This is a genomic window from Prescottella equi, assembly GCF_020171745.1.
Taxonomy (GTDB): Bacteria; Actinomycetota; Actinomycetes; order Mycobacteriales; family Mycobacteriaceae; genus Prescottella; species Prescottella equi_A.
Map to the genome: position 1 here is coordinate 440,767 of NZ_JAIVAH010000013.1, position 25,982 is coordinate 466,748.

The 25,982-nt window shown below is 71.1% G+C and carries 22 protein-coding genes; 13 read left to right on the forward strand and 9 right to left on the reverse strand.

Annotated features, from left to right (window positions below; genetic code table 11):
• Positions 1 to 24: 24 nt before the first annotated feature.
• The 3 genes from nirD to LCL87_RS12205 are packed head-to-tail and all read left to right on the forward strand — an operon-like array spanning position 25 to position 2,359.
• Positions 25 to 462 carry a nitrite reductase small subunit NirD gene (gene nirD, locus LCL87_RS12195; protein WP_225019842.1) on the forward strand — a complete coding sequence of 146 codons (438 nt, stop codon included), beginning with the start codon at positions 25 to 27 and terminating at the stop codon, positions 460 to 462.
• Entirely contained in the window at positions 459 to 1,631 is a 1,173-nt protein-coding gene (locus LCL87_RS12200; protein ID WP_225019844.1) for a uroporphyrinogen-III synthase, read from the forward strand. Before nirD ends, LCL87_RS12200 begins: the two co-directional genes overlap by 4 nt.
• Positions 1,628 to 2,359, forward strand: coding sequence for a sirohydrochlorin chelatase (locus LCL87_RS12205; protein ID WP_225019846.1), 732 nt, complete (start codon positions 1,628 to 1,630; stop codon positions 2,357 to 2,359). Before LCL87_RS12200 ends, LCL87_RS12205 begins: the two co-directional genes overlap by 4 nt.
• On the opposite strand, the gene LCL87_RS12210 is transcribed toward LCL87_RS12205, so the two are convergent.
• Positions 2,313 to 3,116, reverse strand: a complete 804-nt coding sequence (locus tag LCL87_RS12210; RefSeq protein ID WP_225019848.1) for an acyl-CoA thioesterase domain-containing protein — start codon at positions 3,114 to 3,116, stop codon at positions 2,313 to 2,315. The two genes, LCL87_RS12205 and LCL87_RS12210, sit on opposite strands and share 47 nt — an antisense overlap.
• A 248-nt stretch (positions 3,117 to 3,364) precedes the next feature.
• Here LCL87_RS12210 and LCL87_RS12215 point away from each other — a divergent pair, with 248 nt between their 5' ends.
• Entirely contained in the window at positions 3,365 to 4,336 is a 972-nt protein-coding gene (locus LCL87_RS12215; RefSeq protein WP_225019850.1) for a R2-like ligand-binding oxidase, read from the forward strand.
• Between the two features lie 55 nt (positions 4,337 to 4,391).
• The gene (locus LCL87_RS12220) at positions 4,392 to 5,444 is read left to right on the forward strand and encodes a YhgE/Pip domain-containing protein (RefSeq protein WP_225019853.1); all 1,053 of its coding nucleotides are present in this window, start codon (positions 4,392 to 4,394) and stop codon (positions 5,442 to 5,444) included.
• Here LCL87_RS12220 and LCL87_RS12225 read toward each other — a convergent pair.
• Positions 5,417 to 5,932, reverse strand: coding sequence for a GNAT family N-acetyltransferase (locus LCL87_RS12225; protein ID WP_225019855.1), 516 nt, complete (start codon positions 5,930 to 5,932; stop codon positions 5,417 to 5,419). The two genes, LCL87_RS12220 and LCL87_RS12225, sit on opposite strands and share 28 nt — an antisense overlap.
• Before the next feature lie 51 nt (positions 5,933 to 5,983).
• Positions 5,984 to 7,072: a ribosome small subunit-dependent GTPase A gene (rsgA, locus tag LCL87_RS12230; RefSeq protein WP_225019857.1), complete on the reverse strand. Its 1,089-nt coding sequence runs from the start codon at positions 7,070 to 7,072 to the stop codon at positions 5,984 to 5,986.
• A gap of 395 nt (positions 7,073 to 7,467) precedes the next feature.
• Here rsgA and LCL87_RS12235 point away from each other — a divergent pair, with 395 nt between their 5' ends.
• A complete protein-coding gene (locus LCL87_RS12235; RefSeq protein ID WP_225019859.1) occupies positions 7,468 to 8,517 on the forward strand; it encodes an alpha/beta hydrolase in 1,050 nt (349 codons plus the stop codon).
• Between the two features lie 138 nt (positions 8,518 to 8,655).
• On the forward strand, positions 8,656 to 9,006 hold the full coding sequence (locus LCL87_RS12240; RefSeq protein WP_225019861.1) for a PLD nuclease N-terminal domain-containing protein: 351 nt from the start codon (positions 8,656 to 8,658) through the stop codon (positions 9,004 to 9,006).
• 7 nt (positions 9,007 to 9,013) lie between these two features.
• On the opposite strand, the gene LCL87_RS12245 is transcribed toward LCL87_RS12240, so the two are convergent.
• From LCL87_RS12245 to LCL87_RS12255, 3 genes are read right to left on the reverse strand one after another with little or no spacing between them, the layout of a single operon-like run.
• Positions 9,014 to 10,759 (reverse strand): NTP transferase domain-containing protein, encoded by a 1,746-nt coding sequence (locus tag LCL87_RS12245; protein ID WP_225019863.1) that lies wholly within the window; start codon positions 10,757 to 10,759, stop codon positions 9,014 to 9,016.
• Positions 10,760 to 10,803: 44 nt separating this feature from the next.
• The gene (locus tag LCL87_RS12250) at positions 10,804 to 11,100 is read right to left on the reverse strand and encodes an MGMT family protein (RefSeq protein WP_225019865.1); all 297 of its coding nucleotides are present in this window, start codon (positions 11,098 to 11,100) and stop codon (positions 10,804 to 10,806) included.
• 9 nt (positions 11,101 to 11,109) lie between these two features.
• A complete protein-coding gene (locus LCL87_RS12255; RefSeq protein ID WP_225019867.1) occupies positions 11,110 to 11,886 on the reverse strand; it encodes an alpha/beta fold hydrolase in 777 nt (258 codons plus the stop codon).
• 56 nt (positions 11,887 to 11,942) lie between these two features.
• Here LCL87_RS12255 and LCL87_RS12260 point away from each other — a divergent pair, with 56 nt between their 5' ends.
• Positions 11,943 to 15,260 carry an ATP-dependent DNA helicase gene (locus LCL87_RS12260; protein ID WP_225019869.1) on the forward strand — a complete coding sequence of 1,106 codons (3,318 nt, stop codon included), beginning with the start codon at positions 11,943 to 11,945 and terminating at the stop codon, positions 15,258 to 15,260.
• Positions 15,257 to 18,634 (forward strand): ATP-dependent helicase, encoded by a 3,378-nt coding sequence (locus tag LCL87_RS12265; protein WP_225019872.1) that lies wholly within the window; start codon positions 15,257 to 15,259, stop codon positions 18,632 to 18,634. The genes LCL87_RS12260 and LCL87_RS12265 overlap by 4 nt, the downstream gene beginning before the upstream one ends.
• Before the next feature lie 10 nt (positions 18,635 to 18,644).
• Here LCL87_RS12265 and LCL87_RS12270 read toward each other — a convergent pair whose 3' ends face one another.
• Positions 18,645 to 19,040 (reverse strand): DoxX-related protein, encoded by a 396-nt coding sequence (locus LCL87_RS12270; RefSeq protein ID WP_225019874.1) that lies wholly within the window; start codon positions 19,038 to 19,040, stop codon positions 18,645 to 18,647.
• A 144-nt stretch (positions 19,041 to 19,184) separates the two neighbouring features.
• Between LCL87_RS12270 and LCL87_RS12275 the strand changes: the two genes are divergently transcribed.
• Both LCL87_RS12275 and nudC read left to right on the forward strand, forming a co-directional pair.
• Positions 19,185 to 20,252, forward strand: a complete 1,068-nt coding sequence (locus tag LCL87_RS12275; protein ID WP_225019876.1) for a potassium channel family protein — start codon at positions 19,185 to 19,187, stop codon at positions 20,250 to 20,252.
• 43 nt (positions 20,253 to 20,295) lie between these two features.
• The gene (gene nudC / locus LCL87_RS12280) at positions 20,296 to 21,198 is read left to right on the forward strand and encodes an NAD(+) diphosphatase (RefSeq protein WP_225019878.1); all 903 of its coding nucleotides are present in this window, start codon (positions 20,296 to 20,298) and stop codon (positions 21,196 to 21,198) included.
• A 16-nt stretch (positions 21,199 to 21,214) separates the two neighbouring features.
• Here nudC and LCL87_RS12285 read toward each other — a convergent pair whose 3' ends face one another.
• Positions 21,215 to 21,439: a mycoredoxin gene (locus LCL87_RS12285; protein ID WP_225020029.1), complete on the reverse strand. Its 225-nt coding sequence runs from the start codon at positions 21,437 to 21,439 to the stop codon at positions 21,215 to 21,217.
• 125 nt (positions 21,440 to 21,564) lie between these two features.
• Here LCL87_RS12285 and LCL87_RS12290 point away from each other — a divergent pair, with 125 nt between their 5' ends.
• On the forward strand, positions 21,565 to 23,736 hold the full coding sequence (locus tag LCL87_RS12290; protein ID WP_510850747.1) for an ATP-dependent DNA helicase UvrD2: 2,172 nt from the start codon (positions 21,565 to 21,567) through the stop codon (positions 23,734 to 23,736).
• A gap of 498 nt (positions 23,737 to 24,234) precedes the next feature.
• Positions 24,235 to 24,567, forward strand: a complete 333-nt coding sequence (locus tag LCL87_RS12295) for a WhiB family transcriptional regulator (protein WP_510850748.1) — start codon at positions 24,235 to 24,237, stop codon at positions 24,565 to 24,567.
• A 69-nt stretch (positions 24,568 to 24,636) separates the two neighbouring features.
• Here the strand turns inward: LCL87_RS12295 and LCL87_RS12300 are convergent, their stop codons facing one another.
• Positions 24,637 to 25,980, reverse strand: a complete 1,344-nt coding sequence (locus LCL87_RS12300; RefSeq protein ID WP_225019882.1) for an AarF/UbiB family protein — start codon at positions 25,978 to 25,980, stop codon at positions 24,637 to 24,639.
• Positions 25,981 to 25,982 lie beyond the last annotated feature (2 nt).

Consider the following 25,982-nt stretch of genomic DNA (forward strand, 5'->3'; position numbering starts at 1 on the left):
GAGCACAGCACAGGGAGGTCTGCGATGACGGTGATGGAGAGCTGGGTGTCCGGCGAGGTCGGCACCCATGAGACGCCCTTCGAGGCGGAGGGTCGGCTCTGGACGTCCGCATGCACGCGGAGCCATCTGATCCCGGGGCGCGGCGTGGCCGTGCTCCTGCGCGGCGGGGCCCAGGCGGCGCTGTTCCGGCTGGCCGACGGCAGCCTGCGCGCGGTCGGCAACATCGACCCGCTCGGGCGGGCCGCGGTGATGTCCCGGGGGCTGGTCGGGGACCGGTACGGCGAACCGACGGTCGCCTCGCCGCTACTCAAGCAGGTGTATTCGCTCGTCGACGGTCGCTGCCTCGACGACGAGTCGGTGCGGCTGCCGGTGTACCCGGTCCGGGTCGTCGAAGGTCGCAGCGGCGACGTCGTGCAGGTGTGCGTGATTCCGGTCGGGTCGAGTCGGGTCGGGTCGACGTGACGGCTGGGGGGCGGCCGAGCGGCGACGAACTGCGGGGGTTCACGGTGGGGATCACGGCGTCGCGCCGGGCGGACGAGTTGGCGACGCTGCTCGTCCGGCGGGGTGCTGACGTCGTGCACGCGCCGGCCATCCGGATCATCCCGCTCGCCGACGACACCGAACTGTCCCGGGTGACCGAGACGATCGTCGCGGACCCGCCGGAGGTCATCGTCGCGACCACCGGAATCGGCTTCCGGGGCTGGATGGGCGCGGCCGAGGGGTGGGGCGTCGGCGAGCAACTGCTGACGGCGCTGGGCGCGAGCCGCATCCTGGCCCGCGGCCCCAAGGCGACCGGGGCGGTCCGTGCGGCAGGTCTGCGCGAGGAGTGGTCGCCGGATTCGGAGTCGTCGGCAGAGGTACTCGAACACCTGCTGGGCGAGGGCGTCGCGGGCCGACGGATCGCGGTGCAACTGCACGGCGCGACCACGGAATGGGAACCGATCCCCGACTTCTGCGCCGCGCTGCGCGCTGCCGGCGCCGACGTGATCGCGGTGCCCGTGTACCGGTGGACGCCGCCCGACGACTGCGGCGCGATGGACCGGCTGATCGAGTCCGTCGGGTGCGGCGGGCTGGACGCGCTGAGCTTCACCAGCGCACCCGCGGTGGCCTCGATCCTGGGTCGGGCCAAGGATATCGGTGGTCTCGAACCGCTGCTCCGGGCCTTGGACGGGAGGGTCCTCGCGGCGTGCGTCGGACCCGTCACCGCGGCGCCGCTGACCGCGCTCGGGGTGCCCACGACCGCCCCCGAACGTTCACGGCTCGGATCGCTGGCCCGGCACATCGCGGACGAGTTGCCGCGGCGGGACGCCCAGGTGCGGGCAGGTGGCCACGAGTTGAGCGTGCGCGGCACGTGCGTCGTCGTCGACGGCGAAGTGAAGGCGCTCTCGCCCGCCGGCATGGCGCTCGTGCGGCGCCTGGCGGAGCGGCCCGGCATGGTCGTCTCCCGCGCGGACCTGCTGGCGTCGTTGCCGGGTGGGAGCGGCGATCCGCACGCGGTCGAAACCGCGATCGCGCGGCTGCGCAGCCACCTGGGCGCGCCCAAGGCGGTGCAGACCGTCGTCAAGCGCGGCTACCGGCTGGCGCTGGACCCGGCGGAGTACGACCGTCTGCTCGAGGCGAGCCGATCGTGACCGGCGCGGAGTTGGTGCTCGTCGCACACGGCACGCGTAGCGCCGTCGGCGTCGAAACCGTTGCGGCGTTGGCCGACGCGGTGGCCGAGCGGGTCGGAACGGTGCGCACCGCGTTCGTCGACGTGCTGGGGCCGTCGCCGACCGAGGTGCTGCGCGATGTCCGGGGCCCGGCGGTGCTGGTGCCGGCGTTCCTGGCGTCCGGGTATCACGTCCACACCGACGTGCCCCGCGCCGTCGTGGACAGTGGGCACCCGCGGGTGACCGTCACCCGGGCGCTCGGACCGCATCCGGTCCTGGCCCGGGTGCTCGAGCAGCGGCTGCGTGAATCCGGTTGGCGGCCCGGTGATGCCGTGGTCCTGGCCGCGGCAGGATCGTCGGATCCTCGGGCCCGACACGACGTCCGCCGCGCCGCCGCCATGCTGTCGGCGCGGGTGCGGCGCGACGTCCCGGTCGCCTACATCGCGACCGGGACGCCCACGGTGCCGGAGGTCGTCACAGGGCTCCGGGCGGCGGGGGAGCGCAGGGTGTTCGTCGCGTCGTACCTCTTGGCGCCCGGTCTGTTCCACACCCGGCTCGGTCAGGCCGGGGCCGACGGGGTCGCGGATCCACTCGGCACCCACGATGCGATCGCGGATCTGGTCGCCGAGCGGTTCCTCCTGGCGAGTCCGCGAGTGGCGCGGATCAGCGGCGGAAGCCCAGTTGCCGCTCGGCGTTCGACAGTGCGCTGACGATGCACGTGCCGATCGGTCCGCGGCGGTCGAACATCGTGGTGCTGCCGACGGAGATGCCGTCCACGCTGATGTGATTGTCGGCTTCGATGCCGATCTCGGGACCCTCCGGCAGCCGGGACAGCGCGAGCGTCAGGTCGGCGTTGATGAACCCGATGCCGGCGGTGCCCCAGTTGGTCATGAGGCTGGTGGTCTCGCCGACCATCGCGGCGCGCACGAACGGTGACGGCTCCTCCCCGGCAACCACCGGGATTTGATACTGCCACATGCGCTTTCGGCTCGAACCCTCGTGATCGCGCAGCGACGGCGACCATCCCGCCGGGTGACCGTCGCTGCCGATCCAGGGATGCGACGGGGCCTGCAGCGGTTCGAGGAGGCTCAGCGGCGGCGGCTGCGGGGCATCCGGGCGGGTCCAGAGCTCGCCCGGCGGCTGGGTGGAGCGGCGCAGGAACACGACCGAGGCGCGGGCGACGGCCTCGCCCTGCTGGATCACTTCGGCGTCGGCCACCCGGATCCGGTTGCCGTCGCGCACGCTGCGGGTGACCACGTGGAGCTGCTCGGCGCGCGCCGGGCGGAACAGATCGACGGTCAGGCGCGCGGGAACGAATCCCTCTGCACCGTGCTCGTTCTCGATGGCTCGCGCGAGGATGCCGGTGATCGCCGGACCGTTGATCATGTCGGGCGACCACTTGCTGATGCCCATGTCGAGCGGGGCGAAGCCGTCGCCGTCCCGGCGCAGGAATCCGATCTCGGTCATGTCCACAACTACTCCTTCGTCGCGATTCGTTATCGGAACATACGACATCGAAGGTGACCGGCGGCACAGGCGACCCGTCGAGTGGCGGACTCTCTTTGCGCATCCGTGTGCAAGAAACACTCCCGACCGGGTCCGAACCGGACTACCGTGAGAAGCGACCGGGCACGCTCGGCCCATCGATACGTCCAGGTCCGGGACCGGAGCGTGCGAGGCGGACGTCGGCGCAGGCCGGGAAGAAGGTTCTTCGGATGACCGCGACATCAGTCGACAGGCAGGGCTTCAGCTCGCTCCGGAAAGGCGGGCTCAATTGGGACGCGTTCCCGCTCAGGCTGTTCGTGAAGGGCAACGCCAAGTTCTGGAATCCGGCGGACATCGACTTCACGCAGGACGCCGAGGACTGGGCCGCGCTCACCAGTGAGGAGAAGCGCAGCTCCACGTTCCTGTGCACGCAGTTCATCGCCGGTGAGGAGGCGGTCACCGAGGACATCCAGCCGTTCATGAAGGCGATGGCCGCCGAGGGCCGGTTCAACGACGAGATGTACCTGACGCAGTTCTGTTTCGAGGAAGCCAAGCACGTCCAGGTGTTCCGGCGGTGGATGGACGCGGTGGGCCTCGACGGCGATCTGCACGAGTACGTTGCCGAGAACCCGCACTACCGCACCCTCTTCTACGAGGAGCTGCCGCGCTCGCTGCGAGTCCTCGAGACCGATCCCAGCCCGGCCAACCAGATTCGCGCGAGCGTCACCTACAACCACGTCATCGAGGGCAGCCTCGCGCTCACCGGCTACTACGCGTGGCAGCGGGTGTGCACCGAGCGCGGGATCTTCCCGGGCATGCAGGAGTTGATCAAACGCATCGGCGACGACGAACGCCGGCACATGGCGTGGGGCACCTTCACGTGCCGTCGGCACGTCGCCGCGGACGACAGCAATTGGGATCTCGTCCAGCAGCGGATGGGGGAGCTTCTCCCGCACGCGCTCAACATGATCCAGTGGGTCAACGACCAGTTCGAGGAGCCGCCGTTCGGCATCGAACCGGAGGTGTTCCTCGAGTACGCCGCGGACCGCGCGCAGCGGCGGCTCGGCGCGATCGAGTCGGCTCGGGGACGTCCGGTCGAGGAGATCGACCTCGACTACTCACCCGAGGCGCTCGAGGACACGTTCGGCGAGGAGGACGCGGCGGTCATCGCCGAGGTCGCGGCGGAGGCGGCGTCGATGTGAGGGGTGTCTCCATCTCAGAGATCGCTTAATCGCCGCGGCTACCGTTCGCGGACCTATGAGCGAACACGAGATCCCCCGCCGCCGCAGATTCTCCACCCGACAGGTCGTCGCTCTCTTCGGCCTGCTCGTCGTCGCCGTCGTCGGGGTGGTGTCGTACTTCACCGTGTTCGCCGACGACACTCGGGCGGGAGCCGATCCCGACACGTCGCTCGAGGCCGGTCCACCGACCGACCCGAACGCCGACGCCCTCGCACAGGCCCGGCGCAGCCTGCAGCAGACGAGCCTGCCGCTGTCGCTGCTGAACGGCGGGGTGAACCAGCTGGTCGACGGGGGACGCCAGCTCGACGACGGGGCCAACCAACTCTCGGCCGGGATCGGCCAGGCGCGTGACGGTGCGCGTCAACTGTCCGACGGCCTCACCGAACTCGACGGCGGCGTCGGCCAACTCGGCGACGGTGCGCAGCAGATCAGCGCGGGCGTCGACGAGGTGGTGGACCGGCTCACCGGGCTGGGGGACATGCAGGGGCAGGTCACCGGATCGCTGCGTCAGGTGGCGGCGGCCCTGTCGGCGTCCGCGGATCCGGTGGCGCAGGCGGCGGCCGGTCGCGTGAACGACCTGGTCGCGCAGCTCGACACCGAGGGACTCGGCCCCGACACCCTGGCCCAGCTCACGATGCTGAAGGACGGGGCCCGGCAGCTGTCGTACGAGCTGAGCGACCCGTCCGCCCAGTTCGTCGGGGGTGTCCGCCAGGTCGCCGACGGTGCCCGGCAGCTGAGCGACGGGCTGGTGCTCCTCGACGACGGCGGCAAGGCGCTCGCCGACGGGACCGGCCAGCTCCTCGACGGCACCGGACCGATCACCGGTGTGGTGCAGGGTCTTTCGACGAACGTGACGGACGCGTCGAAGGCGCTGCCGTCAGCGCAGACGAAGGCGCCGGCGCCCGGGGCGGACGCTGCATTGCAGGCCGCCCCGGACGCCGACGCGGACCGGACTCCGACGTGGGTCTACGTCGCCGGTGCGCTCGCGCTGCTACTGGTCGTGGCGGCGGTCGCGTACGGGTCCTTCGTGCTGGGCCGCCGTCAGATGTCGCCGAACGCCGCGGCGTAGCGGATCGCGCCACTCGGGATCGGACGCCCGTCGAGGGCGAGCACCATCAGGGCGTCGTCGGGCACCTCGACGTTCATGCGGACACCGTGCTCGGACGCCCGGGTGAACCCGAACCGCGGGTAGTAGTCCGGGTGCCCGAGCACGGTCACGAAGTGCTCCCCGCGCTGCCTCGCGGCGTCGAGGACCGCGCGGATCGCAGCCGAGCCCGCGCCGGTCCGCTGATACTCCGGGTACACCGCGCACGGCGCCAGGCACAGCGCGGGGGTGTCGCCGATGTGGCAGCGGGTGAGCAGCGCGTGCCCGACGGGTGCGCCGTCGTCGTCGAGAGTGAGCATCGACAATCCGTCGATCCAGGCCGGATCCTGCCGCAGGGCGTCGACCAGGTCGGCCTCCTCCGCGGTCTCGAAGGCCGCGACGTTGATCCGGCGGACGGACTCGATGTCGGTTGTGGTCTCGGGGCGGGTGGTCCAGTGAGTGTGGGTGTTCACGTGGTTCTTCCGTTCTCTGTGGTTCGGTCGGGTACGTGGTTCGGTCGGGTATCAGTCGCGGCGGCCGCGGAGCCGATAGAGGGCCTTGATGTCGCGGGAGATGGCCTTGTCCGTCGCGGTGCGCTTGCCGGCCTGTCGGGCGTCGCCGCGGGACGCCGCCCATTCGCTCTCGCGCACCATTCTGCGGTAACGGTCGAGTCGATCGAGGTCGAGTCGACCGTCGGTCACCGCGTCCTGGACCGCGCATCTCGGTTCGCTGCGGTGCTCGCAGTCCCGGAATCCGCAAGTCTGGGCGAGCTCCTCGATGTCGCCGAAGACGTGCTCGATGCCGTCGCCGACGTCGTGCAGGCCGATGCCCCGCAGCCCCGGGGTGTCGATCAGTACGCCACCGCCCGGGAGTGGGAACAGTTCCCGATGCACCGTGGTGTGCCGTCCCTTGCCGTCGGTGGCGCGGACGTCGTTCGTGTCCATCCGGTCGTTGCCGAGCAGCGCATTGGTGAGCGAGGACTTCCCGGCGCCGGACGGCCCGAGCAACACGGTGGTTCCGGGTAGGCGCCGGGCGAGTTCGTCGAGGCCCGTGCCGGTGCGGGCGCTGACGGTGACGACGTCGACGCCCGGTGCCACGGCGGACACTTCTGCGGCCACCGCTTGCGGATCGCGTTCGGCGACATCGGCTTTCGTCAGGACGATCACCGGCGTGGTGCCGGCGTCCCAGGCGAGGACCAGCAAGCGCTCGATCCGGCCGGGCTTGATCGGCGCAGCGAGCGAGGCGACGACGCCGACGGTGTCGACGTTGGCGGCGAGAACTTGGCGGCGTGATGTGCGATCCACCGACGCGCGCGCGATCGTGCTGCGCCGGGGCAGTAGCGCCACCAGTTCGGGGTGCGGGCCTGGGCGGAGCGCGGCCCAGTCGCCCACGCACACCGTGTGCTCGGGGTCCCGTGTGGTGACCGGGGTGCTGTCGGCGCGTGTTGCGCCCGTCGCGGTCACGACGTCGCAGAGACCGCGATCGACCCGCGTGACGCGGGCGGGGATCAGCCCTTGTGGGACGTACTCCGTGAACAGTTCGGCGAACGAGCCGTCCCAGCCGAGTGAGGCGAGGTGGTCGACGGGGGAGTTGGAGGATTGTGAGTAAGACAAGGTGAGACCCTTCGGGGTGCGGGCCCCGTCCGAAGAATCACTTCAACCCCGGCAGGCGCGCAGCGCGAACCGTCGAGAATTGTGGTGGATTCGACTCAGACCGAGGCCCGGGACGTGAGGATGGTCCGGGCAGTGCCCACGGCAGTGGCCGTCACTGCAATCATCAACTCACCTCCTGGTCGCACTCGAATGTCCGGTGACGACCCTAGCGGCCGTCGTCGTCGCCGCGCAATGTGATTTCCGATCGTCGCGGCGCTCGTGGGGCGAATGGGCGGGTGAACTTCGGCCGAAATCTCTGATCGGGACACTCGGGGCGATTCGCTGGGTAGGGTCTGGCGTGATTCTGCGGTCCGGCGAGGTCCGGCTCGTTCATGTTCTGGGGGAGAGGGTTTCACATGAGGCATTCGAGGATTCCGTCGAAGCGTCTGCTCGTGGCCGCGGCCGTCGCAGCGGTGGTTCCGCTCGTCGCCGTCCCGGCAACGGCGTCCGCCGGCGGCGACACCTCCGGCGGTGCGGCGGCGAAAGTGTCGAAAGCGTCCGGCGCCTACCTTGTGAAGTCCACCAAGGTCTCCGACCGCAAGGTCACCATCTCGGTCTATTCCCCGTCGATGGACCGCAACATTCCGCTCGAGGTCATCCTCCCCGCGGATCGCAGCCAACCGCGCCCCACGCTGTACCTCCTCAACGGTGCCGGCGGCGGTGAGGACCGGGCCACGTGGCAGCGGAACACCGACATCAACCAGTTCTTCCAGGACAAGAACGTCAACGTCGTTACCCCGCTGCAGGGCGCGTTCAGCTACTACACGGATTGGCAGAAGGACGACGAGAAGCTGGGCCGCCAGAAGTGGCAGACCTTCATGCTCGAGGAACTGCCGCCCGTGATCGACGCCGAGTTCGGCACCAACAAGGTGCAGTCGATCGCCGCGATCTCGATGACCGGCACCTCGGTGCTCAACTACGCGATCGCCAAGCCCGGCTTCTACAAGAGCGTCGGCTCGTTCAGCGGCTGTGCCGAGACCGCGACTCCGGCCGGCCAGAGTTTCATCCAGACCGTCGTCGGCCTCCGTGGCGGCGTGGACGTCACCAACATGTGGGGGCCGCTCGACGGACCCGGCTGGGGGCAGAACGATCCCGTGGCCAACGCCGAGCGTCTCCGCGGCACCGAGCTCTACATCACCACCGGGTCCGGTCTGCCGGGTCCTCACGAGACGCTCGACGGACTCGGGATCGAGGGCCGGCCGTTCGCGCTCGCCAACCAGGCGATCGTCGGCGGCATCATCGAGGCCGCGACCAACTACTGCACCCACAACCTCGCCAATCGTCTGGCCCAGTTGCAGATTCCGGCGACGTTCGACTTCAAGCCGGGCGGCACCCACTCGTGGGGCTACTGGCAGGACGACCTGCACAACTCCTGGCCGATGATCGCGCGGTCGATGGGGATCTGACCGCGCACGCCGCACGCCCCCGCCCGATCCGGCGAGATTGGTAGTTGCGCTACGTACCTTCGGGTTGGTTTCATCGACGTGCACGTGTGGTCGGGGAAATCACTGTGGTCGGGGCGGAATTGGGGAGGTTCGGCGTTCATGCCGTTTCTGGGTTTGATCGTGATGGTCCTGTGGGTGTTCTGTCTGGTCGACGTGATCGTCGCCGACGAGCACGCCGTGCGGAACATCCCGAAGATCGGTTGGGCCGTCATCGTCGTGCTGGTGCCGCTGTTGGGCTCGGTGCTGTGGCTGGTCGCGGGGCGCCCGGCGGGTGGATACGGCGCGCCGCGTCGGTCCGGACCCCCGTCGGCGTTCCCGGAGTACGACCGTCCGGGACGCCAGCTCGCGCAGGATTCGGCGACCGACGAGGAGTTCCTGCGACGTTGCCGGGAACGCGCCGAGGAGCAGCGTCGAATCGGCCGGGAGCAGCGGCGGGCTCAGTCCGACTGATCGTGAATCAGTCAGGCAGGGAAAGAAGCTCCACGGTCTGACCGTCGACCGGATCGGGCGGCAGGAGAGCGAGCGCCTCCCGCCCGATCAGTCCCGCCAGGTGCGCGGTGCGAACCATCGTGTCGGCGCGCCAGTACCCGTCCACCTGCCGTGTGACGGGCACGATCCGGGCGACCGACGCGCCCGCCTCCGACGCGTTCGACACCGCGCCGCTCATCGCGACAGCGGGCGCGCGCGCCGTCAGTCCGGCGACGATCGTCGGCAGCATCATCAGCAGGGTCGCCACCGCCGCGACAGGATTCCCGGGCAGTCCCAGGACCACCCGGCCGTCCGGCAGCATCGCGGTGACCTGCGACCCTCCGGGGCGGCAGCGCACCCGCCCGACGACGATCCGGGCACCGGCGCGCAGGAGCGCGCTGCGCAGTTGATCGGCGGCGCCGCCGCCCGTCGCGCCGACGACCACGATCACATCGGTGTCCCGCGCACCCTCGAGCAGTGCGTCGAACCCGTCCGCGGTGTCCCGCAGGTGGGTGTCGGTCACGGTCCGAACCCCGCAGTGTCGCAGCATGTCCGGCAGGACCGGGCCGAGCGAGTCGCGCGTCTGACCGTCCCGTAGCGGGCCGTCCCGTCGAATCTCGTCGCCCGTCACCACGACGTGCGCACGCACCGGTCCGCGCACCGCGGCCGTCGTCACCTCCGCGCTGGCGGCCGCCGACGCGAGCATCGGAGTCACCGCCGTTCCCGCCTCGGCGAGGTGGTGTCCGGGCTGCCAGTCCTCGCCGCGGCGGCGTGTGTCGTCGCGCTCCGGGGTGTCGGGGCGCCGCACCACGAGCCTGCCGACCGAATCGGGAGCCACGTCCACGAATTCGTCGCGGATCACCGACGTCGAGCCGTTCGGGACCTGGGCGCCGGTCGCGATCCGCACGGCGTCCCCGTCGCCGAGCGTGAGGTCGGTGGACGAGCCGGCGTACCGGATCTCGGTGTGCAGTCGCCACGGTCCCGGACCCGCGACGGCATAGCCGTCCATCGCGGAGACGTCGAAGCGCGGCAGCGCCTCCGTCGCGACCAGGGGAGCGGCGAGCGTGGCACCCAGCGCGCCGACGAGGACGATCTCGCGGATCGGCAAGGGGGCGAGGGTGTTCCGAATCGCGGCTCTCGCCTCCGCGATGTCCATCGGCCCCGGGACGTGTGCGGCGCGGGCTCGTTCGACGTCGGCCGTCGTGTCGCAGTCGGCGACGCCCGCGCAGACGAGCGTGACGTGCCGGTCCGGGACGAGTGCCTTCATGGGCAGGTTCTCGAGCCCTGGCAGTGCGGCGAGACGTGCGGCCAGGGCGGTGCGCCGCCACGCCGACAGAAGGAACTGCAACCGGCCCGCCTCGTCCGCCGCGAACGCGGCCCCCGCGTCGGGGTCGGCGCGCAGGCTCGCCACGAGTTCCGAGACCGTCGCGGCGTCGAGACTCGGGAGGTCGGCGGCAAGGAGGATCACGACGTCGCCGGGTGATTCGTCGAGCGCGGACAGGCCGGCGGCCAGCGCGGCGACCGGGCCCGTACCGGCGGGGGACTCCTGCGTCTGCAAGATCGCGGGCGGCAGGTCGTCGCGGTGCGGGCCCACGACGACGACCCGATCGCAGTCGGCGACGGCGTCCAGCGCGGTGTCGAGCATGCGCCGACCCGCGACGACGAGGGCGGGCTTGTCGATGCCGCCCATCCGGGTCGCGCGTCCGCCGGCGAGCACGATCGCGTCGGTGTTCATGGCCCAATGCTGCCGCATCGGGTGCACGCGTGCGGTGCGGCCGGTCAGAACCGGTGGCGTGCCGCGGCGAGATCCACCCGCCCGTCGCGGATCGGCACGCCCTCGATTTCCAGCTTCGCCAACTGTCGGTGTGCCAAATGCGCGGCGGGCCGGCCCGACGCGCCCAGCACCCGGTGCCACGGCAGGTCGGCGGAGTCGGCGCGCATGATCCATCCGACGGTGCGGGGGCTGGAAAGCCCTGCCGCCGAGGCGATGTCACCGTAGGTGGCGACGCTGCCGGGTGGGATCGACGCGACCAGTTCGCGGACGCGTTCGATCTGTTCCTCGGTGGTGGCGGCCACGCTCGGTGCCTACAGGAGCTTGCGGACGAGGGCTGCGACGTCGTCGGGCTTGGCGTGCGCGACCATGTGGTCGCAGTCCAGGTCGGCGATCGTCAGGTCGGCCCCGAGATGCTCGGCGAGCGCGGCGCGGAACTCGGGCGTCACGTACGGCGGTTGCACGCGCAGCGCCTGCACCAGCACCGTCGGGATGCCCTTGGGTGGAAGGACGAAGTCGCGGGCCATCTCGCCCCACGACGCGACGACCGCCGGGACCGACATGCGCCAGCCGACGCGGCCGCTGTCGAGGTCGATCAGGTGCTCGGCCAGGTCGGCGTCGAGGACGTCGGAGGGCACGTCCGCCCACGCGCCGTGCACCTTCTCCGAGCGGGCCTCGGCGGCGTCGGTGTAGTCGGGGTACGCGGCGACCAGTCCGGCGATCCGGCTCATGTTCTCCGGGTCGAGTCCGAGGGCGGGATCGAGCAGGACGATCCCGCGGATCCGATCCGGCACGGATTGCGCGAGGTGCAGCGCGATCGCACCGCCGTACGAGTGGGCGACCACGACGACCGGGCCGGTGGCGTGCTCGTCGAGCACTCGGACGAGGTCGCCGACGTGGGTGTCGAGGCCCCACGGCGGCGTCCACGGGGAGCGGCCGTGGCCGCGCAGATCGGGCGCGATGATCCGGGTGTCGCTCAGCTGGTCCGCACCGAGCGACTCCCACCTGCGGCCGTGCCCGGTGAGTCCGTGCAGGGCGAGCACCTCGGGTGCTCCGGGGGTGCCGAACAGGTACGTGTGGAGACCGCGCATGGCGTCCACTATGCCGGATGCGGTCGATGTCGGACCCGTCTGGTGAGATTCCCCGTATGAGCGAAACGGGCGCACGCACCAGACCGTCGGCGCCCGCTGCGCGGCTCGTCGGTCGGCGCGGGTCGGCGCCGTCGCTGCGCACCTGGGCGGCCGATCCCGCCCGGGTCCTGACCGGCGCGCCGCCCGGCCGCGGCTGGCATCCCTGGCAGATCCTCGGTGGCCCCGGGACCGGGAAGACGACCCTGCTGGTCGACGCCGCGGTGGCCCGGATCGTCGGTGGGGAGGATCCCGAGTCAGTGCTCGTGCTCGCCCAGTCGCGGCGCGCGGCCACCGCGATCCGGGAGCAGATCACCGAGCGACTGCTCGAGGCCGAGCACGACCCGGAGATCTCCGGGGTACAGCCCCGGGCCACCCGGGAGCCCCTCGTCCGGACGGTTCACTCGTACGCGTTCGCGGTGCTCCGGTTGCAGGCCGCCGCGCACGGCAATCCGCCGCCGCGGCTGATCACCGGTTCGGAGCAGGACGCGGTGCTGCGTGAGCTGCTGCGCGGCGACATCGCGGACGGCGGGGAGATGTGGCCGGAGCGGTTGCGTCCCGCGCTGGGCATGACCGGATTCGCCGTCGAACTGCGAAACCTGATGCTGCGCGCCAACGAACGAGGCCTGGGGCCCGAGGATCTGATCGATCTCGGTCATGCGCACGACAAGGCCGAATGGGTCGCGGCGGGACGCTTCGCCGCGCACTACGAGCAGGGGATGCTGCTGCGTGGAGCGGTCGGCATGGAGGCGCCGGAGGCGACCGCGCCCGCGCTCGACGCGGCCGAGCTGATCAGTGCGGCGCTCACCGCGTTCGCGACCGACCGGGACCTGTTGCACCGCGAGCGGGCCAGGGTGCGGCACCTCCTCGTCGACGACGCCCAGCACCTCGATCCGCAGGCCGCGCAGTTGGTGCGCCTGATCGGAACCGGGACCGCGAGCACCGCGATCGCCGGCGACCCGGATCAGTCGATCTTCGGGTTCCGCGGCGCGGATCCGCAGTTCCTCACGGGCCTCGCCGACCGCGGCGAGCCCGCGCAGGTGATCCTCGACACCAACTTCCGGTCGGCGCCGGCCGTCGCGCGGGTGGCGGGGCAGGTCGCGGGCCGGCTGCCCGGCAACCCGCCGCATCGGGGTGCGGCGGTGCCAGTCACCGACGACGACACCGACGGGCGCGCGGTGGTCCGGGTGTTGTCGACGCCCGCCAAGGAGGCAGCCCTCGTCGCGGACACCCTGCGGCGCGCGCACCTGATCGACGGCGTGCCGTGGTCGGAGATGGCGATCGTCGCGCGGTCGGTGCCGCGGGTGCTGCCGCCGCTGCGTCGCGCACTGCTGGCGGCGGGCGTGCCGGTTACCACCGCCGCGAGCGAGCTGCCGCTCGCGAAGCAGCACGGTGTGGCCGGGCTGCTGTCCGTCATGCGTGCCCTCGTCGGCGGCGAGTTCACGGGTGAGGACGCGATCGCGCTGCTGTCGGGTCCCATCGGCGGTGCCGAACCGGTGAGCCTGCGGCGGTTGCGTCGCGGCCTGCGGCGGGTGGAGCTGACATCGGGCGGCGACCGCGACTCGGCCGAACTGTTGCGGACGCTCATCGTCGACGGACCGGACGCGGACGGGGTGGCCCACCTGCTTCCCGGGCTCACCGACGTCGAATCGCTCTCGCTGCGAAGAGTTCTCAAGGTGTTGCGGCGGGCCCGGGTACCGCTGCAGCGCGGCCGCGGCATCGAGGAGGTGCTGTGGGCGGCGTGGCAGGCGACCGGGCTCGAGCGGCGCTGGGCGGCGGCGTCCGCGTTCGGCGGTCCGATCGGCGCCCAGGCCGACCGTGATCTCGATGCGGTGGTCGCGCTGTTCGACGCGGCCGCGAACTACGTCGACCGCCTGCCGCGGGCACAGCTCTCCGGCTTCGTCGACTACCTCGTCGAGCAGGCGATCCCGGGTCCCGCCCGGATGCGCGCGGTGGCGTCGCAGGAGACCGTGACGGTACTCAGCGCGCACTCGGCGGCGGGCCGGCAGTGGCGGGTGGTCGTCGTCCTCGGCGTCCAGGAGGGGCTGTGGCCCAGCCTCGGCGCGCGCGGCACGCTGCTCGGCACCGAGGAACTGATCGAGCTCACCAGCGGGATCGGCGAGGTCGACAAGACGCTCTCGCGGACCGCGCCGCTGCTCGCGGAGGAGCGGCGACTGTTCCTGGTGGCGTGCAGCCGCGCCCGTGACTCGCTGCTCGTGACCGCGGTCGATTCGTCGGGCGGCGACACCGAACTGGTGCGGTCGCGGTTCGTGGACGACCTGCTGCGCGGCGACGACGACCTGGACGTCGACGACGTCGCGCCCGTCACCGACGACAGCCCCCGCGTCCTGGCCCTGCCGGCCCTCGTCGCCGAGTTGCGCAGCGTCGTGTGCGATCCCGGTGTCGCCGCCGACGATCCGGAGCGGCAGCAGCGGGCGGCACACCAGTTGGCCCGGCTCGCGGAGGCCGGCGTCCGCGGCGCGCACCCCGACCAGTGGTACGGAACGTCGGAGCCGAGTTCGGCTGTGGGGCTGTGGGATCCGCAGGACGGTCCGGTTCCGCTGTCGCCGTCGACGATCGAACTGATCGCCAACTGTCCACTGCGGTGGATGCTCGAACGGCACGGTGGCAGCGACGGCGACAACACGCACGCGATCGCCGGCACGCTCGTGCACACGCTCGTGCAGGCTCTCGCCGGGCACATTCCGCCGGAACAGGTCGACCGCGCCCTGGAAACCGCTTGGGACTCGGTCGATCTGGGATCGGAGTGGTTCTCGCGGCGGGAACTCGAGCGCACCCGGGGCATGCTCGACAACTTCGCCGACTGGCTGCGGGGCACCCGATCCGAACTCACCGAGGTGGGCGTCGAGGTCGCGGTCGACGGCGTACTCGAGCCGCGGGTGGAGGGCGGCGCCACCGTCCGGATCCGCGGTCGGATCGACCGGCTCGAACGCGACCCGGACGGGCGCCCCGTCGTCATCGACGTCAAGACCGCGAAGGCCGCGGTCACCAAGGACCAGGCGGAGCAGCACGCGCAGTTGGCGGCCTATCAGGTGGCGGCGGCCCGCGGCCTCATCGAGGGGGAACCGGCGTCGCAGCCCGGCGGCGCGCGGCTGGTGTTCGTGGCCAAGCCGCACAAGAAGGAAGGTGCCACGCAGCGGATCCAGCCGGCACTCGACGACGAGAGTCTCGCGCTGTGGGAGAACGTGATCCACGACGCCGCCGCGGCCACCCGGGGGCCGACCTTCCTCGCGCGGATCAACGACGGCTGCAGACACTGCCCGGTGCTCTCGAGCTGCCCGGCACACGACGAAGGACGGCAGGTGACCTCCGAGTGAGCACCGTGCAGAGCGGGCGCCGCGTGGGCCCGGCAGAACTGGCCGAGGTGCTGGGGCAGTTCCCACCGACGCCCGAGCAGGCTGCGGTCATCGAGGCGCCGCTCGGGCCCACCCTCGTCGTCGCCGGCGCCGGCGCGGGCAAGACCGAGACGATGGCGGCGCGCGTCGTGTGGCTCGTCGCGAACGGGCTGGTCGATCCCGAACAGGTCCTGGGTCTGACGTTCACCCGCAAGGCGGCGCAGCAGCTCACCGCACGCATTCGGAAACGTCTGGCGAAGCTGGCCGGCTCGGTGCTGGTCCGCGACCTCGACCCCAGTGGCTCACTGCGGTCGCGGATTCTGGCGAGTGAACCGGAGGTCAGCACCTATCACGCGTACGCGGGACGGCTGCTGTCCGAGCACGGGCTGCTGCTGCCGATCGAGCCGTCCGCGACGCTGCTGTCCGAGACCGAGTTGTGGCAGCTCGCGTACCGCGTGGTCAGCGCGTGGGACGGCGACCTCGACACCGACCGCAACCCGGCCTCGATCACCGAGTCGGTGCTCGCGCTGTCGGGTCAGCTCGCCGAGCATCTCGTCGAGCCCGCCGATCTGCGCGAGGCGCACACCGAACTCGACAAGCTGATCCACACGCTCCCGGCCGGACCGAAACAGCGTGGCGGACCGTCGAAGACGCTGCTGGACCTGCTCGAGGTGCAGCACCAGCGGCTCGAACTGCTGCCGCTCGTACAGCGGCTGGCCGACACCCTGCGCCGGGAGGGCGCGCTGGACTTCGGCAGTCAGATGTCGCTCGCGGCGCGGGTCGCGTCCGAGCACCCGGAGGTGGGCCGCAGCGAGCGCGGTCGGTTCCGGGTGGTGCTGCTCGACGAGTACCAGGACACCGGGCACGCACAGCGGGTGCTGCTGTCGTCGCTGTTCGGCGGCGGCGAGGACGCCGGCCTGGCGTTGACGGCGGTCGGCGACCCCATGCAGTCGATCTACGGCTGGCGCGGGGCGTCCGCGGCGAACCTGCCGCGCTTCGCCACCGACTTCCCGCTCGCCGACGGCACCCCGGCGCCCAAGCTGGAGTTGCTCACGAGCTGGCGGAATCCGCCGGAGGCGCTCGAGCTCGCCAACATGGTGTCGGAGCCGTTGCGGGACAGGGGCGTCGAGGTCAGCAGGCTGCGGGCTCGGCCGGCCGCGGTGCCCGGCGACGTGCGCCTGGCGTTGCTCGACACCGTCGAAACGGAGCGGTCGTGGGTGGCGGACCGGATCGCGGAACAGTACGAGGCGGCCCGCGTCGACGGCGCGAAGCCGCCCACCGCCGCGGTGCTGGTACGACGCAACGCCGACGCCGCCCCGATCGCCGAGGAACTGCGCGCCCGCGGTCTCGCGGTGGAGGTCGTCGGGCTCGGCGGACTACTCCACACCCCCGAGGTGGCCGACGTCGTCGCGATGCTGCGCCTGGTCGCCGACCCGATGTCGGGCAGCGCCGCCGTGCGTGTGCTGACCGGCGCCCGGTGGCAGATCGGCGCCGCCGACATCCGAGCTCTGTGGAAGCGCGCGGGCGAACTCGGGATCCGCTCCGGCTACGGAACGACGGGCGCGGTCACCGACGCGGCCGCGCTGGACGACGCGCTCGGCGACGCGATGCCGGGGGAGCAGTCCGAGCAGGCCGGCCTGGCCGATGCTCTCGCCGATCCCGGTCCGGCCCATCGGTACTCGGAGGCCGGCTACGTGCGGATCTGCGCGATCGCCGCCGAGTTGGCGTCGCTGCGCGAGCGGCTGGGGCAGCCGCTCACCGAACTGGTGGCCGAGGTGGAGCGCGTGATCGGCATCGGGATCGAGGCGCAGGCGCGGACCCGGCAGTCGGAGGTGGGCGGCGCCGGCCGTGAGCATCTCGACGCGTTCGCGGACGTCGTGTCCGGCTACGCGAACCGCACGTCGGCGACCCTGACCGGATTGCTGGCGTTCCTCGCCGCGGCCGAGCACGTCGAGAACGGGCTCGCCCCCGGCGAGGTCGAGGTGGCGCCCGATCGCGTGCAGATACTCACGGTGCACTCCGCGAAGGGCCTGGAGTGGGAGGTCGTGGCCGTGCCGCACCTGACGGCCGGAGTCTTCCCGTCCAGCCAGGCGTCGGCCACGTGGCTGGGGTCGGTGTCCGAACTGCCGCCCACGTTGCGCGGCGACCGGGCGTTCCCCGGTGAATCCGCCGACGGTGTGCCGGTTCTCGACCTCGAGGATCTGTACCACCGCAAGGACCTCGAGGACGCGATCAAGTCGCACAAGGATGCGCTCTCGACGCGTCGGCTCGACGAGGACCGGCGGCTGTTCTACGTCGCGCTCACCCGCACCGAGCGGGCCCTGTTCGTGTCGGGCCACCACTGGGCCGAATCGGGGTCGGACCCCAAGGGGCCGTCGCCGTTCCTGCTGGAACTCGAGGAACTGGTGTCGGCGTGGGAGGGTGAGCGGCTCGGTGTGATCGACGTGTGGGCTCCCGCCCCCGACGAAGGCGCGGAGAATCCGCTCACGGCCACGCCGCGGTCGGCTTGGTGGCCGCGGGATCCTTTGGGGCGCAGACGTCCCGACGTCGAGCGCGGCGCTGAACTGGTGCGCGGCGCGCTGGACGGACTGGGGACGGACACGTCGGGTCCCGAGGATTCCGAGGACGACCCGGACAACTGGGCGGCGGACGTGGACGCGCTGCTGGCCGAACGCAGGGAACGTGGACGCGGAGGCACCGACGTCGAGATGCCGGCGCAACTGTCGGTGAGTCAGCTCGTCGACCTGGCCGCTGATCCCGACGCGCTCGCGGCACGGCTGCGGCGGCCGTTGCCGTTCCCGCCGAATCCGCTGGCGCGCCGAGGAACCGCGTTCCACGCCTGGGTGGAGCAGCGGTTCGGTGCCACCCGGCTACTCGACTTCGACGAGCTGCCCGGCGCGGCGGACACCGGCGTGGGCACCGAGACCGAGTTGGCGCTGCTGCAGGACGCGTTCCTCCGCTCGACGTGGGCCGACCGCAGCCCCGTCGAGGTGGAGGTGCCGTTCGAGACGTCGGTCGCCGGGACCGTGCTGCGCGGCCGCATCGACGCGGTGTTCGCCGACCCGGACGGCGGCTGGACTGTCATCGACTGGAAGACCGGCGCCGAGCCGTCCGCCGCGAACGAGCGGGCCGTCGTGATGCAGTTGGCCGCCTACCGGATCGCGTGGGCCGAACTGATGGCGGCGCGTCAGTCCCGGCTCACCGGACGTCCGGTGGAGCCGCAACTCGACAAGGTGCGGGCCGCGTTCCACTACGTGCGCACCGGACGGACCATCGCGCCGGAGAACCTGCCCGACGCGGACCGGCTGGCCCGGCTCATCACGACCGCCGGGGCGGAGGAGGAACCGGTCGGCTGAAGCGGCGCCGTCAGGCCGCGTTCCGTCGGGCCTTCAACGCCTCGGTGACGAGGGGGACCTGCAACGGCAGGCGCGCGGCGGCGAGCGCCTTCGCGGGCGTCGATGTGCGGCTCGACCGGAACCAGTCGACCGTCATCTGCACGTTGGCCGGGAACACCGCGACGAACAGTGCGGCCGCGAGCGTGCCCCCGAGACGCCGGGTGCGGGGCACGGCGAGCGTCGCGGCGGTCGCGAGTTCGGCGGCGCCGGACACGTACGTGTAGGTCCGCGCGGTCCCCGGAAGCGAACGGGGCACGATCGCGTCGAACGGCCGCGGCCGGACGAAGTGCAGGGTTCCGGCACCGAACAGCAGCGCGGCGAGGCGGAGGGCGGGGACCTGGCTCGGGCGGCCCGAAGACGACGACATGCGGCCACCCTGCCCGACATCCGGTGGTTCCGCCACCGTTCACCCCGGTTTTCCTGTGCCGTTCCGTGATTACCGGATCCGCGGTTAGGCTGCGAACCGGCTGTGCGAACGGCCAGTCGGAGCAGAGGAGATGGGGACCAGTGGATGCCCGGTAGGTTGAGAGCGCGGTTCGGGAACTCGGACACGCTGACGGATCGGCCGGATTTCGCGCTCGTCGGCGTGCTCAAGGTGCCCGAGATGCAGACCAGCCCCGCGCGCGCCATCGCGCGCCGGGTGTCGTACGCGCTCGCCGCACTCGCGCTCGCCGTGCTGGTCGTCTACATCGACCGCGACGGCTACAAGGACGCGCAGGAGAACCAGCTGTCGCTGCTGGACTGCATCTACTACGCGACCGTCTCGCTGTCGACCACGGGCTACGGCGACATCACCCCGATCACCCCGGAAGCGCGCCTGATCAACGTCCTGGTCATCACGCCGCTCCGGATCTTCTTCCTCATCGTCCTGGTCGGTACGACCCTCTCGGCGCTCACCGAGAGCTCCCGCCAGACATTCAAGATTCAGCGTTGGAGGCACCGCGTGCGTAACCACACCGTCGTCGTCGGATTCGGTACCAAGGGGCGTACCGCCATCGACGCGATGCTCGGTGACGGCATCGTGCCCTCCGACATCGTCGTGGTCGACACCGATCAGGTGGTGCTCGACACCGCGGCCAGCATGGGGCTGGTGACCGTGCACGGATCGGCCACCAAGTCCGACGTGCTTCGGCTGGCCGGCGTGCAGAACGCGGCGTCGATCATCGTCGCCGCGAACCGCGACGACACCGCCGTCCTGGTCACCCTCACCGCGCGTGAACTCGCGCCCAAGGCGAAGATCGTCGCCGCCATCCGCGAGACCGACAACGCGCACCTGCTGCGCCAGTCGGGCGCCGACTCGGTGGTCGTGTCCTCGGAGACCGCCGGCCGACTGCTCGGCATCGCCCGAACCACGCCGAGCGTCGTGGAGATGGTCGAGGACCTGCTCACCCCGGAGGCCGGGTTCGCAATCGCCGAGCGCGAGGTCGAACCGGAGGAGGTCGGCGGCTCGCCTCGCCACCTGTCGGACATCGTCCTGGGCGTGGTGCGCGACGGCCGCCTGCTGCGCGTGGGCTCGCCCGAGGTCGACGCCGTCGAGGCCGACGACCTCCTGCTGTACATCCGGCGCGTCACCAACTGAGCGAAGCGCGTCGGGCCCGGGCGGCCGCAGTAGGGTCGTTCCCGTGCCGCATTTCGAACTGACCGAGACCCCGTTGTTGTCCCGTGCCGCCCTGGACCGGGCGGAGGAATTGCGTTCGGACACCGAGGCTCTGCGCGCGGGATGGGCGGAGGCATTGCTGCTGCGGGTCAATCCGCGCGGACAGGTGCGGGTGACCGACGGTGAGCTCGTGCTCGAGCCGGCGTCGACGCTGGGTGACGAGCCGGCTCCCGACGCGGTGTTTCTCGGGCTGCACGACGCCCGCCACGTGTGGGCGGTGCGGGTGCCGGCGATGACCGGTGAACTGGGCGACCTGCGGATGCTCGGCCACCGGCTCGACGAGTCGAGTGCCGGACTGCTGACAACGGCTGTGGCGCTGCTGAACTGGCACGACCACGCGGGCTTCAGCGCGATCGACGGGGCAGTGACGGAACCGACGATGGCGGGGTGGTCCCGGATCAGTTCGAGCACCGGGCACGAGGAGTTCCCGCGCACCGATCCCGCGGTGATCTGCCTGGTGCACGACGGCGGCGACCGGGTGCTTCTCGCGCGTCAGCCGGTGTGGCCGCCGCGGATGTTCTCGGTTCTCGCCGGATTCGTCGAGGCCGGGGAGTCGCTCGAGACGTGCGTGGTGCGGGAGATCCGCGAGGAGGTCGGGGTGGACGTGCACGACGTCCGGTATCTCGGCAGCCAGCCGTGGCCGTTCCCGCGCTCGGTGATGATCGGCTTCTCGGCGGTGGGCGATCCCGCCGCTCCGCTCGAATTCGCGGACGGCGAGATCGCCGAGGCCCACTGGTTCACCCGCGAGCAGGTCCGGGCCGCACTCGACGCCGGCGACTGGACGTCGCGGTCGGACGCCGAGCTGCTGCTGCCCGGATCGATCTCGATCGCGCGGGTGATGATCGAGTCGTGGGCGAAGGTCGACTGACGGGCCGACCGAGGGACTAGAGACCCAGGGCCCGCTTGACCTGCGCGAGGCTCGGGTTGGTGGCGGTGCTGCCGTCCGCGTACTTCACGGTGGGCACGACGTGGTTGCCGCCGTTGACGCTGCCCACGAACTCGGCGGACGCGGGATCGAGCTCGATGTCGATCTCGGCGTACGAGATGCCGTTCTCGTCGAGCTGCTTCTTGAGGCGGCGGCAGTAGCCGCACCACGTGGTCGAGTACATGGTCAGGGCGGGAGCTTCGGTAGTCACGGCGCCTATAACACCACGGTCGGTCCGTACTGTTCCCGCGCGGGCGTACGTCACACCGGGGTGGGTGCGGGCGGCTCGTGTCGGTGCGCCCTGACAGGATGGACGGCATGTCAGCGGATGTCACCCCGGAGCGCACTGGAACCCGGCCCGACGAGGGCCTGGACCCGCAGCAGTCCGCCGCGGTGCTCGCGCCGCGCGGCCCGGTGTGCGTGCTCGCGGGCGCCGGCACCGGCAAGACCCGCACCATCACCCGCCGGATCGCGCACCTCGTCGCGGGCGGTCACGTCTCGGCGGGCCAGGTGCTGGCGGTGACCTTCACCGCTCGCGCGGCGGGGGAGATGCGCGGTCGGCTCCGGGGTCTCGGCATCGGAGGCGGTGGCGCCCAGGTGCAGGCCCGCACGTTCCACGCGGCCGCGCTGCGGCAACTGCGGTACTTCTGGCCGCAGGTGATCGGCGACACCGAATGGCAACTGCTGGACCGCAAGTTCGCGATCGTCGGGCAGGCCGCGAGCCGCGCCGGTCTCTCCACCAGCACCGAGAGCATCCGCGACCTCGCGAGTGAGATCGAATGGGCCAAGGGGTCGCTCGTGGCGCCGGAGGACTATCCGGCGGTCGCGGCCCAGGCTCGCCGCGACATCCCGGCCGACGCCGCGAAGGTCGCCGCCGTGTACGCCGGTTACGAGGAACTCAAGGCCCGCAACTACGACGGCATGCTGCTCGACTTCGACGACTTGCTGCTGCACACCGCGGCCGCGCTCGAGGAACACTCGGCGGTCGCCGAGGAGTTCCGCGATCGGTACCGCTGCTTCGTCGTCGACGAATACCAGGACGTGACGCCGCTGCAGCAGCGGGTGCTGGACGCGTGGCTCGGCGACCGTGACGATCTGACCGTCGTCGGCGACGCCAACCAGACCATCTACTCGTTCACCGGCGCCACCCCGAAGTACCTGCTCGACTTCTCGCGCCGGTTCCCGGACGCCACCGTCGTGCGGCTCGAGCGTGACTACCGGTCCACCCCGGAGGTGGTTTCGCTCGCCAACCGGGTGATCGGGGAGGCGCGGGGCCGCATCGCCGGCACCCGTCTGCAGCTGATCGGGCAGCGGCCGTCCGGCCCGGAACCGACGTTCGCCGAGTACGACGACGAGCCCGCGGAGGCCGCCGCGGTGGCCCGGCAGATCAAGAAGCTCATCGAGCAGGGCGTCGAACCGGCCGAGATCGCGGTGCTGTACCGCATCAACGCACAGTCGGAGGTCCACGAGCAGGCGCTCACCGAGGCCGGTATCCCGTACCAGGTGCGCGGCGGTGAGGGCTTCTTCACACGACAGGAGGTACGGCAGGCGATCAACGCGCTGCGGCAGACAGCCGGACGCGACGATCTGCCCGACGGCGCCGATACCGGTGCGTCGCTGGTCACGCTGGTCCGGGCGGTACTGGTTCCGTTGGGGCTCACCGACGTCGAGCCCACCGGCGCCCAGGCTCGGGAGCGGTGGGGATCGCTCACCGCGCTGGTGACGCTCACCGAGGAGCTGCTCTCGCACGACTCTCAGCTCACGCTCGCGGGCCTACTCACCGAGCTGGCGGCACGCTCGGAGGCCCGGCACCCACCGGTCGTGCAGGGCGTCACGCTCGCATCGCTGCATGCCGCGAAGGGACTCGAGTGGGATGCGGTGTTCCTGGTCGGTCTCACCGAGGGCACGCTGCCGATCATGCACGTGCTCGGCGACTCCAAGTCGCCCGACGACCAGGACGGTATCGAGGAGGAGCGCCGCCTGCTGTACGTCGGTGTGACGCGCCCGCGCGTGCATCTGGCGCTGTCGTGGGCGCTCGCGCGCAGCGAGGGCGGACGCAAGTCCCGGCGCCGGTCCCGCTTCCTCACCAACGTGATCCCGGACGATTCGCCGGCGTCGCGGATCGCCCAGCCTGCCCGGTCCACGAAGCAGCGGCCCCGGTGCCGCGTGTGCGGCAAGCCGTTGCTCGACGCGACCGCGCACACCCTCGGCCGCTGCGAAGGCTGCCCGTCGAACCTCGACCTCGAGTTGTTCGAGGCGCTCAAGGAGTGGCGCCGGGCGACGTCGCGGGAGATGAAGGTGCCCGCGTACGTGGTGTTCACGGACAACACACTGCAGGCGATCGCCGAGCAGCAACCACAGGACGAGGGCGCGCTCACCGCAATCTCCGGGATCGGCGCCAAGAAGCTGGAACAGTACGGCGCCGACGTCCTCGCGGTGGTGCGGGGCGAGCGGTCGTCGGCGACGCTGGATCTGACGTGATCGACGATCCGCGGTAAAACCGCAGGTCAAAAATAACTTGTGCCGTCTGTTCGGGTTGCATACCCTGGACTGCACGCCACGGGGTAAGACTCGTGTGCGGTAACTGTCGGACCGAGAAGAAAGGGAGGTGGCAAAACGATGAACGACTGGAACGCAACTGCATTTGCAGCAGCAGCGGCGCGTGCATCGGTGCCCGCAATCGCTGGCGCATACCTCCCTGCGGCCGCACCGGTCGCTGCGAGGAACGCAGCCGCCGCACCGCACGCAATCCGTCTGCGCGCAGCAGCAGAAGCAGCAGCAGCCCCCGCATCCGTGGCCCGGAGTAGACACCGACTTTTCGTTCGGTAGGCACTTCCCGCCCATCCTCTCGAGGCCACGGATCGCAACTGCGAACCGTGGCCTTCGTGTTTCGAGCCCCATAGCTCCAGGCCTTCGACCTCGGTTCGTGTGACCACCGAAAGCCGGCGTGAGCCGCGAAACAAAACAGAGGAGAACGACGTGTCTACCGTGACATGCCGAGTACAGAACGAGACCAGCACCGTGTCCGGCGGATTGGCAGTCGTCGACTCGGCACGCCCGGAGCTGCCCTGTCGAGCGGGAAACCCCGACCTGTGGTTCGCCGAGACACCTGCCGACCTCGAGCAGGCCAAGACGCTGTGCGGACAGTGTCCGGTCCGCAACCGGTGCCTGAGCGCCGCCCTCGACCGCGCCGAGCCGTGGGGTGTGTGGGGCGGTGAGATCTTCGAGCAGGGGGTCGTGATCGCCCGCAAGCGGCCGCGAGGGCGGCCCCGGAAGAACCCGGATCAACGCAAGGCGCTCGTGTGCGCCTGACCTGACAGTGGCCGAATGTCACACGCGTTCAGTTGAACTGAACCGGTGTGACATTCGGCCATCTGGTGTCTATGCGCCGTCGAGACTCTCGAGGGCGTCGGCGTCGTCGGAGAATCCGGGCAGCCACTTGGTGAGGATCGCCATGTACGGCGCGCACGCGTCGAGCTGGGCGCAGATGCCCACCGAGCCCAGCAGCACCCGGAAGATCATCAGGTATTCGGGTGGCAGGTTGAGGGCACGAGCCGTCCGGAAGTGCGCGCCCGACAGGTCGGTCGCCGTCCCGGCCGCCCGCTGCAACCACGCACGAGTGAAGTGGAAGGAGTCGGTGCGGATCGGATCGGTGAACGGGCGCAGGTAGTCTGCGATCTCCTTGTCGGTGACCGTCCGGCCGGGAAGGACGAACCCGTTGGCGCGCAACAGTTCCGTCAGCTCGTCGAAGCGCTCTTCGAGGTTGAGCCGCACCATGCGGCCGAGCACCGGGGGCAGCCCGTTCGGCATCGGCGCGGTGGCGCCGAAGTCGATGATGCCGAGGCGGCCGTCGTCGTGCAGCATGAAGTTGCCCGGGTGCGGATCGCAGTGCAGCAGCCCGACGCGGGCCGGGGAGACGAAGTGGAACTCCGCGAGCAGTGCGCCCGCGGTGTTGCGCTGTTCGGTCGTGCCGCCGGTGATGATCGCGGACAGCGGGGTGGCCGACATCCACTCGGTGACCACGACCTTGGGGGCGCTCGCAACGACCCGTGGCACCACGAACCGGGGGTCGCCGTGGAACGCCTTCGCGAAGGCGCGCTGGTTGTCAGCCTCGATGCGGTAGTCGAGCTCCTCCTCGGTGCGGGCGCTCAGCTCGTCGAGGATCGGCTTGATGTCCGTTCCCGGCATCACCGACGTGAACAGCCCGGCGAACCGGGTCAGTGTCTTCAGGTCGGCGCGCAGTGCCTCGTCGGCGCCGGGGTACTGGACCTTGACGGCCACCTCGCGACCGTCGGCCCACACCGCGCGATGCACCTGTCCGATGCTCGCGGACGCGGTCGGGGTGTCGTCGAACTCGGCGAAGCGCTCGCGCCACTTGGTGCCGAGTTGCTGGTCGAGGACCCGGTGCACCTGCTTCGCGGGCAGCGGCGGCGCCTCGGCCTGCAGCTTGGTGAGTGCCTCGCGGTAGGGCTCGGCGAACTCCTCCGGGATGGCCGCCTCCATCACGCTGAGGGCCTGCCCGAGCTTCATCGCGCCGCCCTTGAGCTCGCCGAGCACGGTGAAGAGCTGCTCGGCGGCCTTCGCGGTCAGCTGGGCATCGATCTCGTCCCGATCGCCGCCGGCCAGCTTCCGTCCGAAGCCCATCGCGGCCCGCCCGGCGATGCCAAGCGGAATGCTCGCGAGCTTGGCGGTGCGGGCGGTGCTTCTGCGTGGGATGTCGGACACCA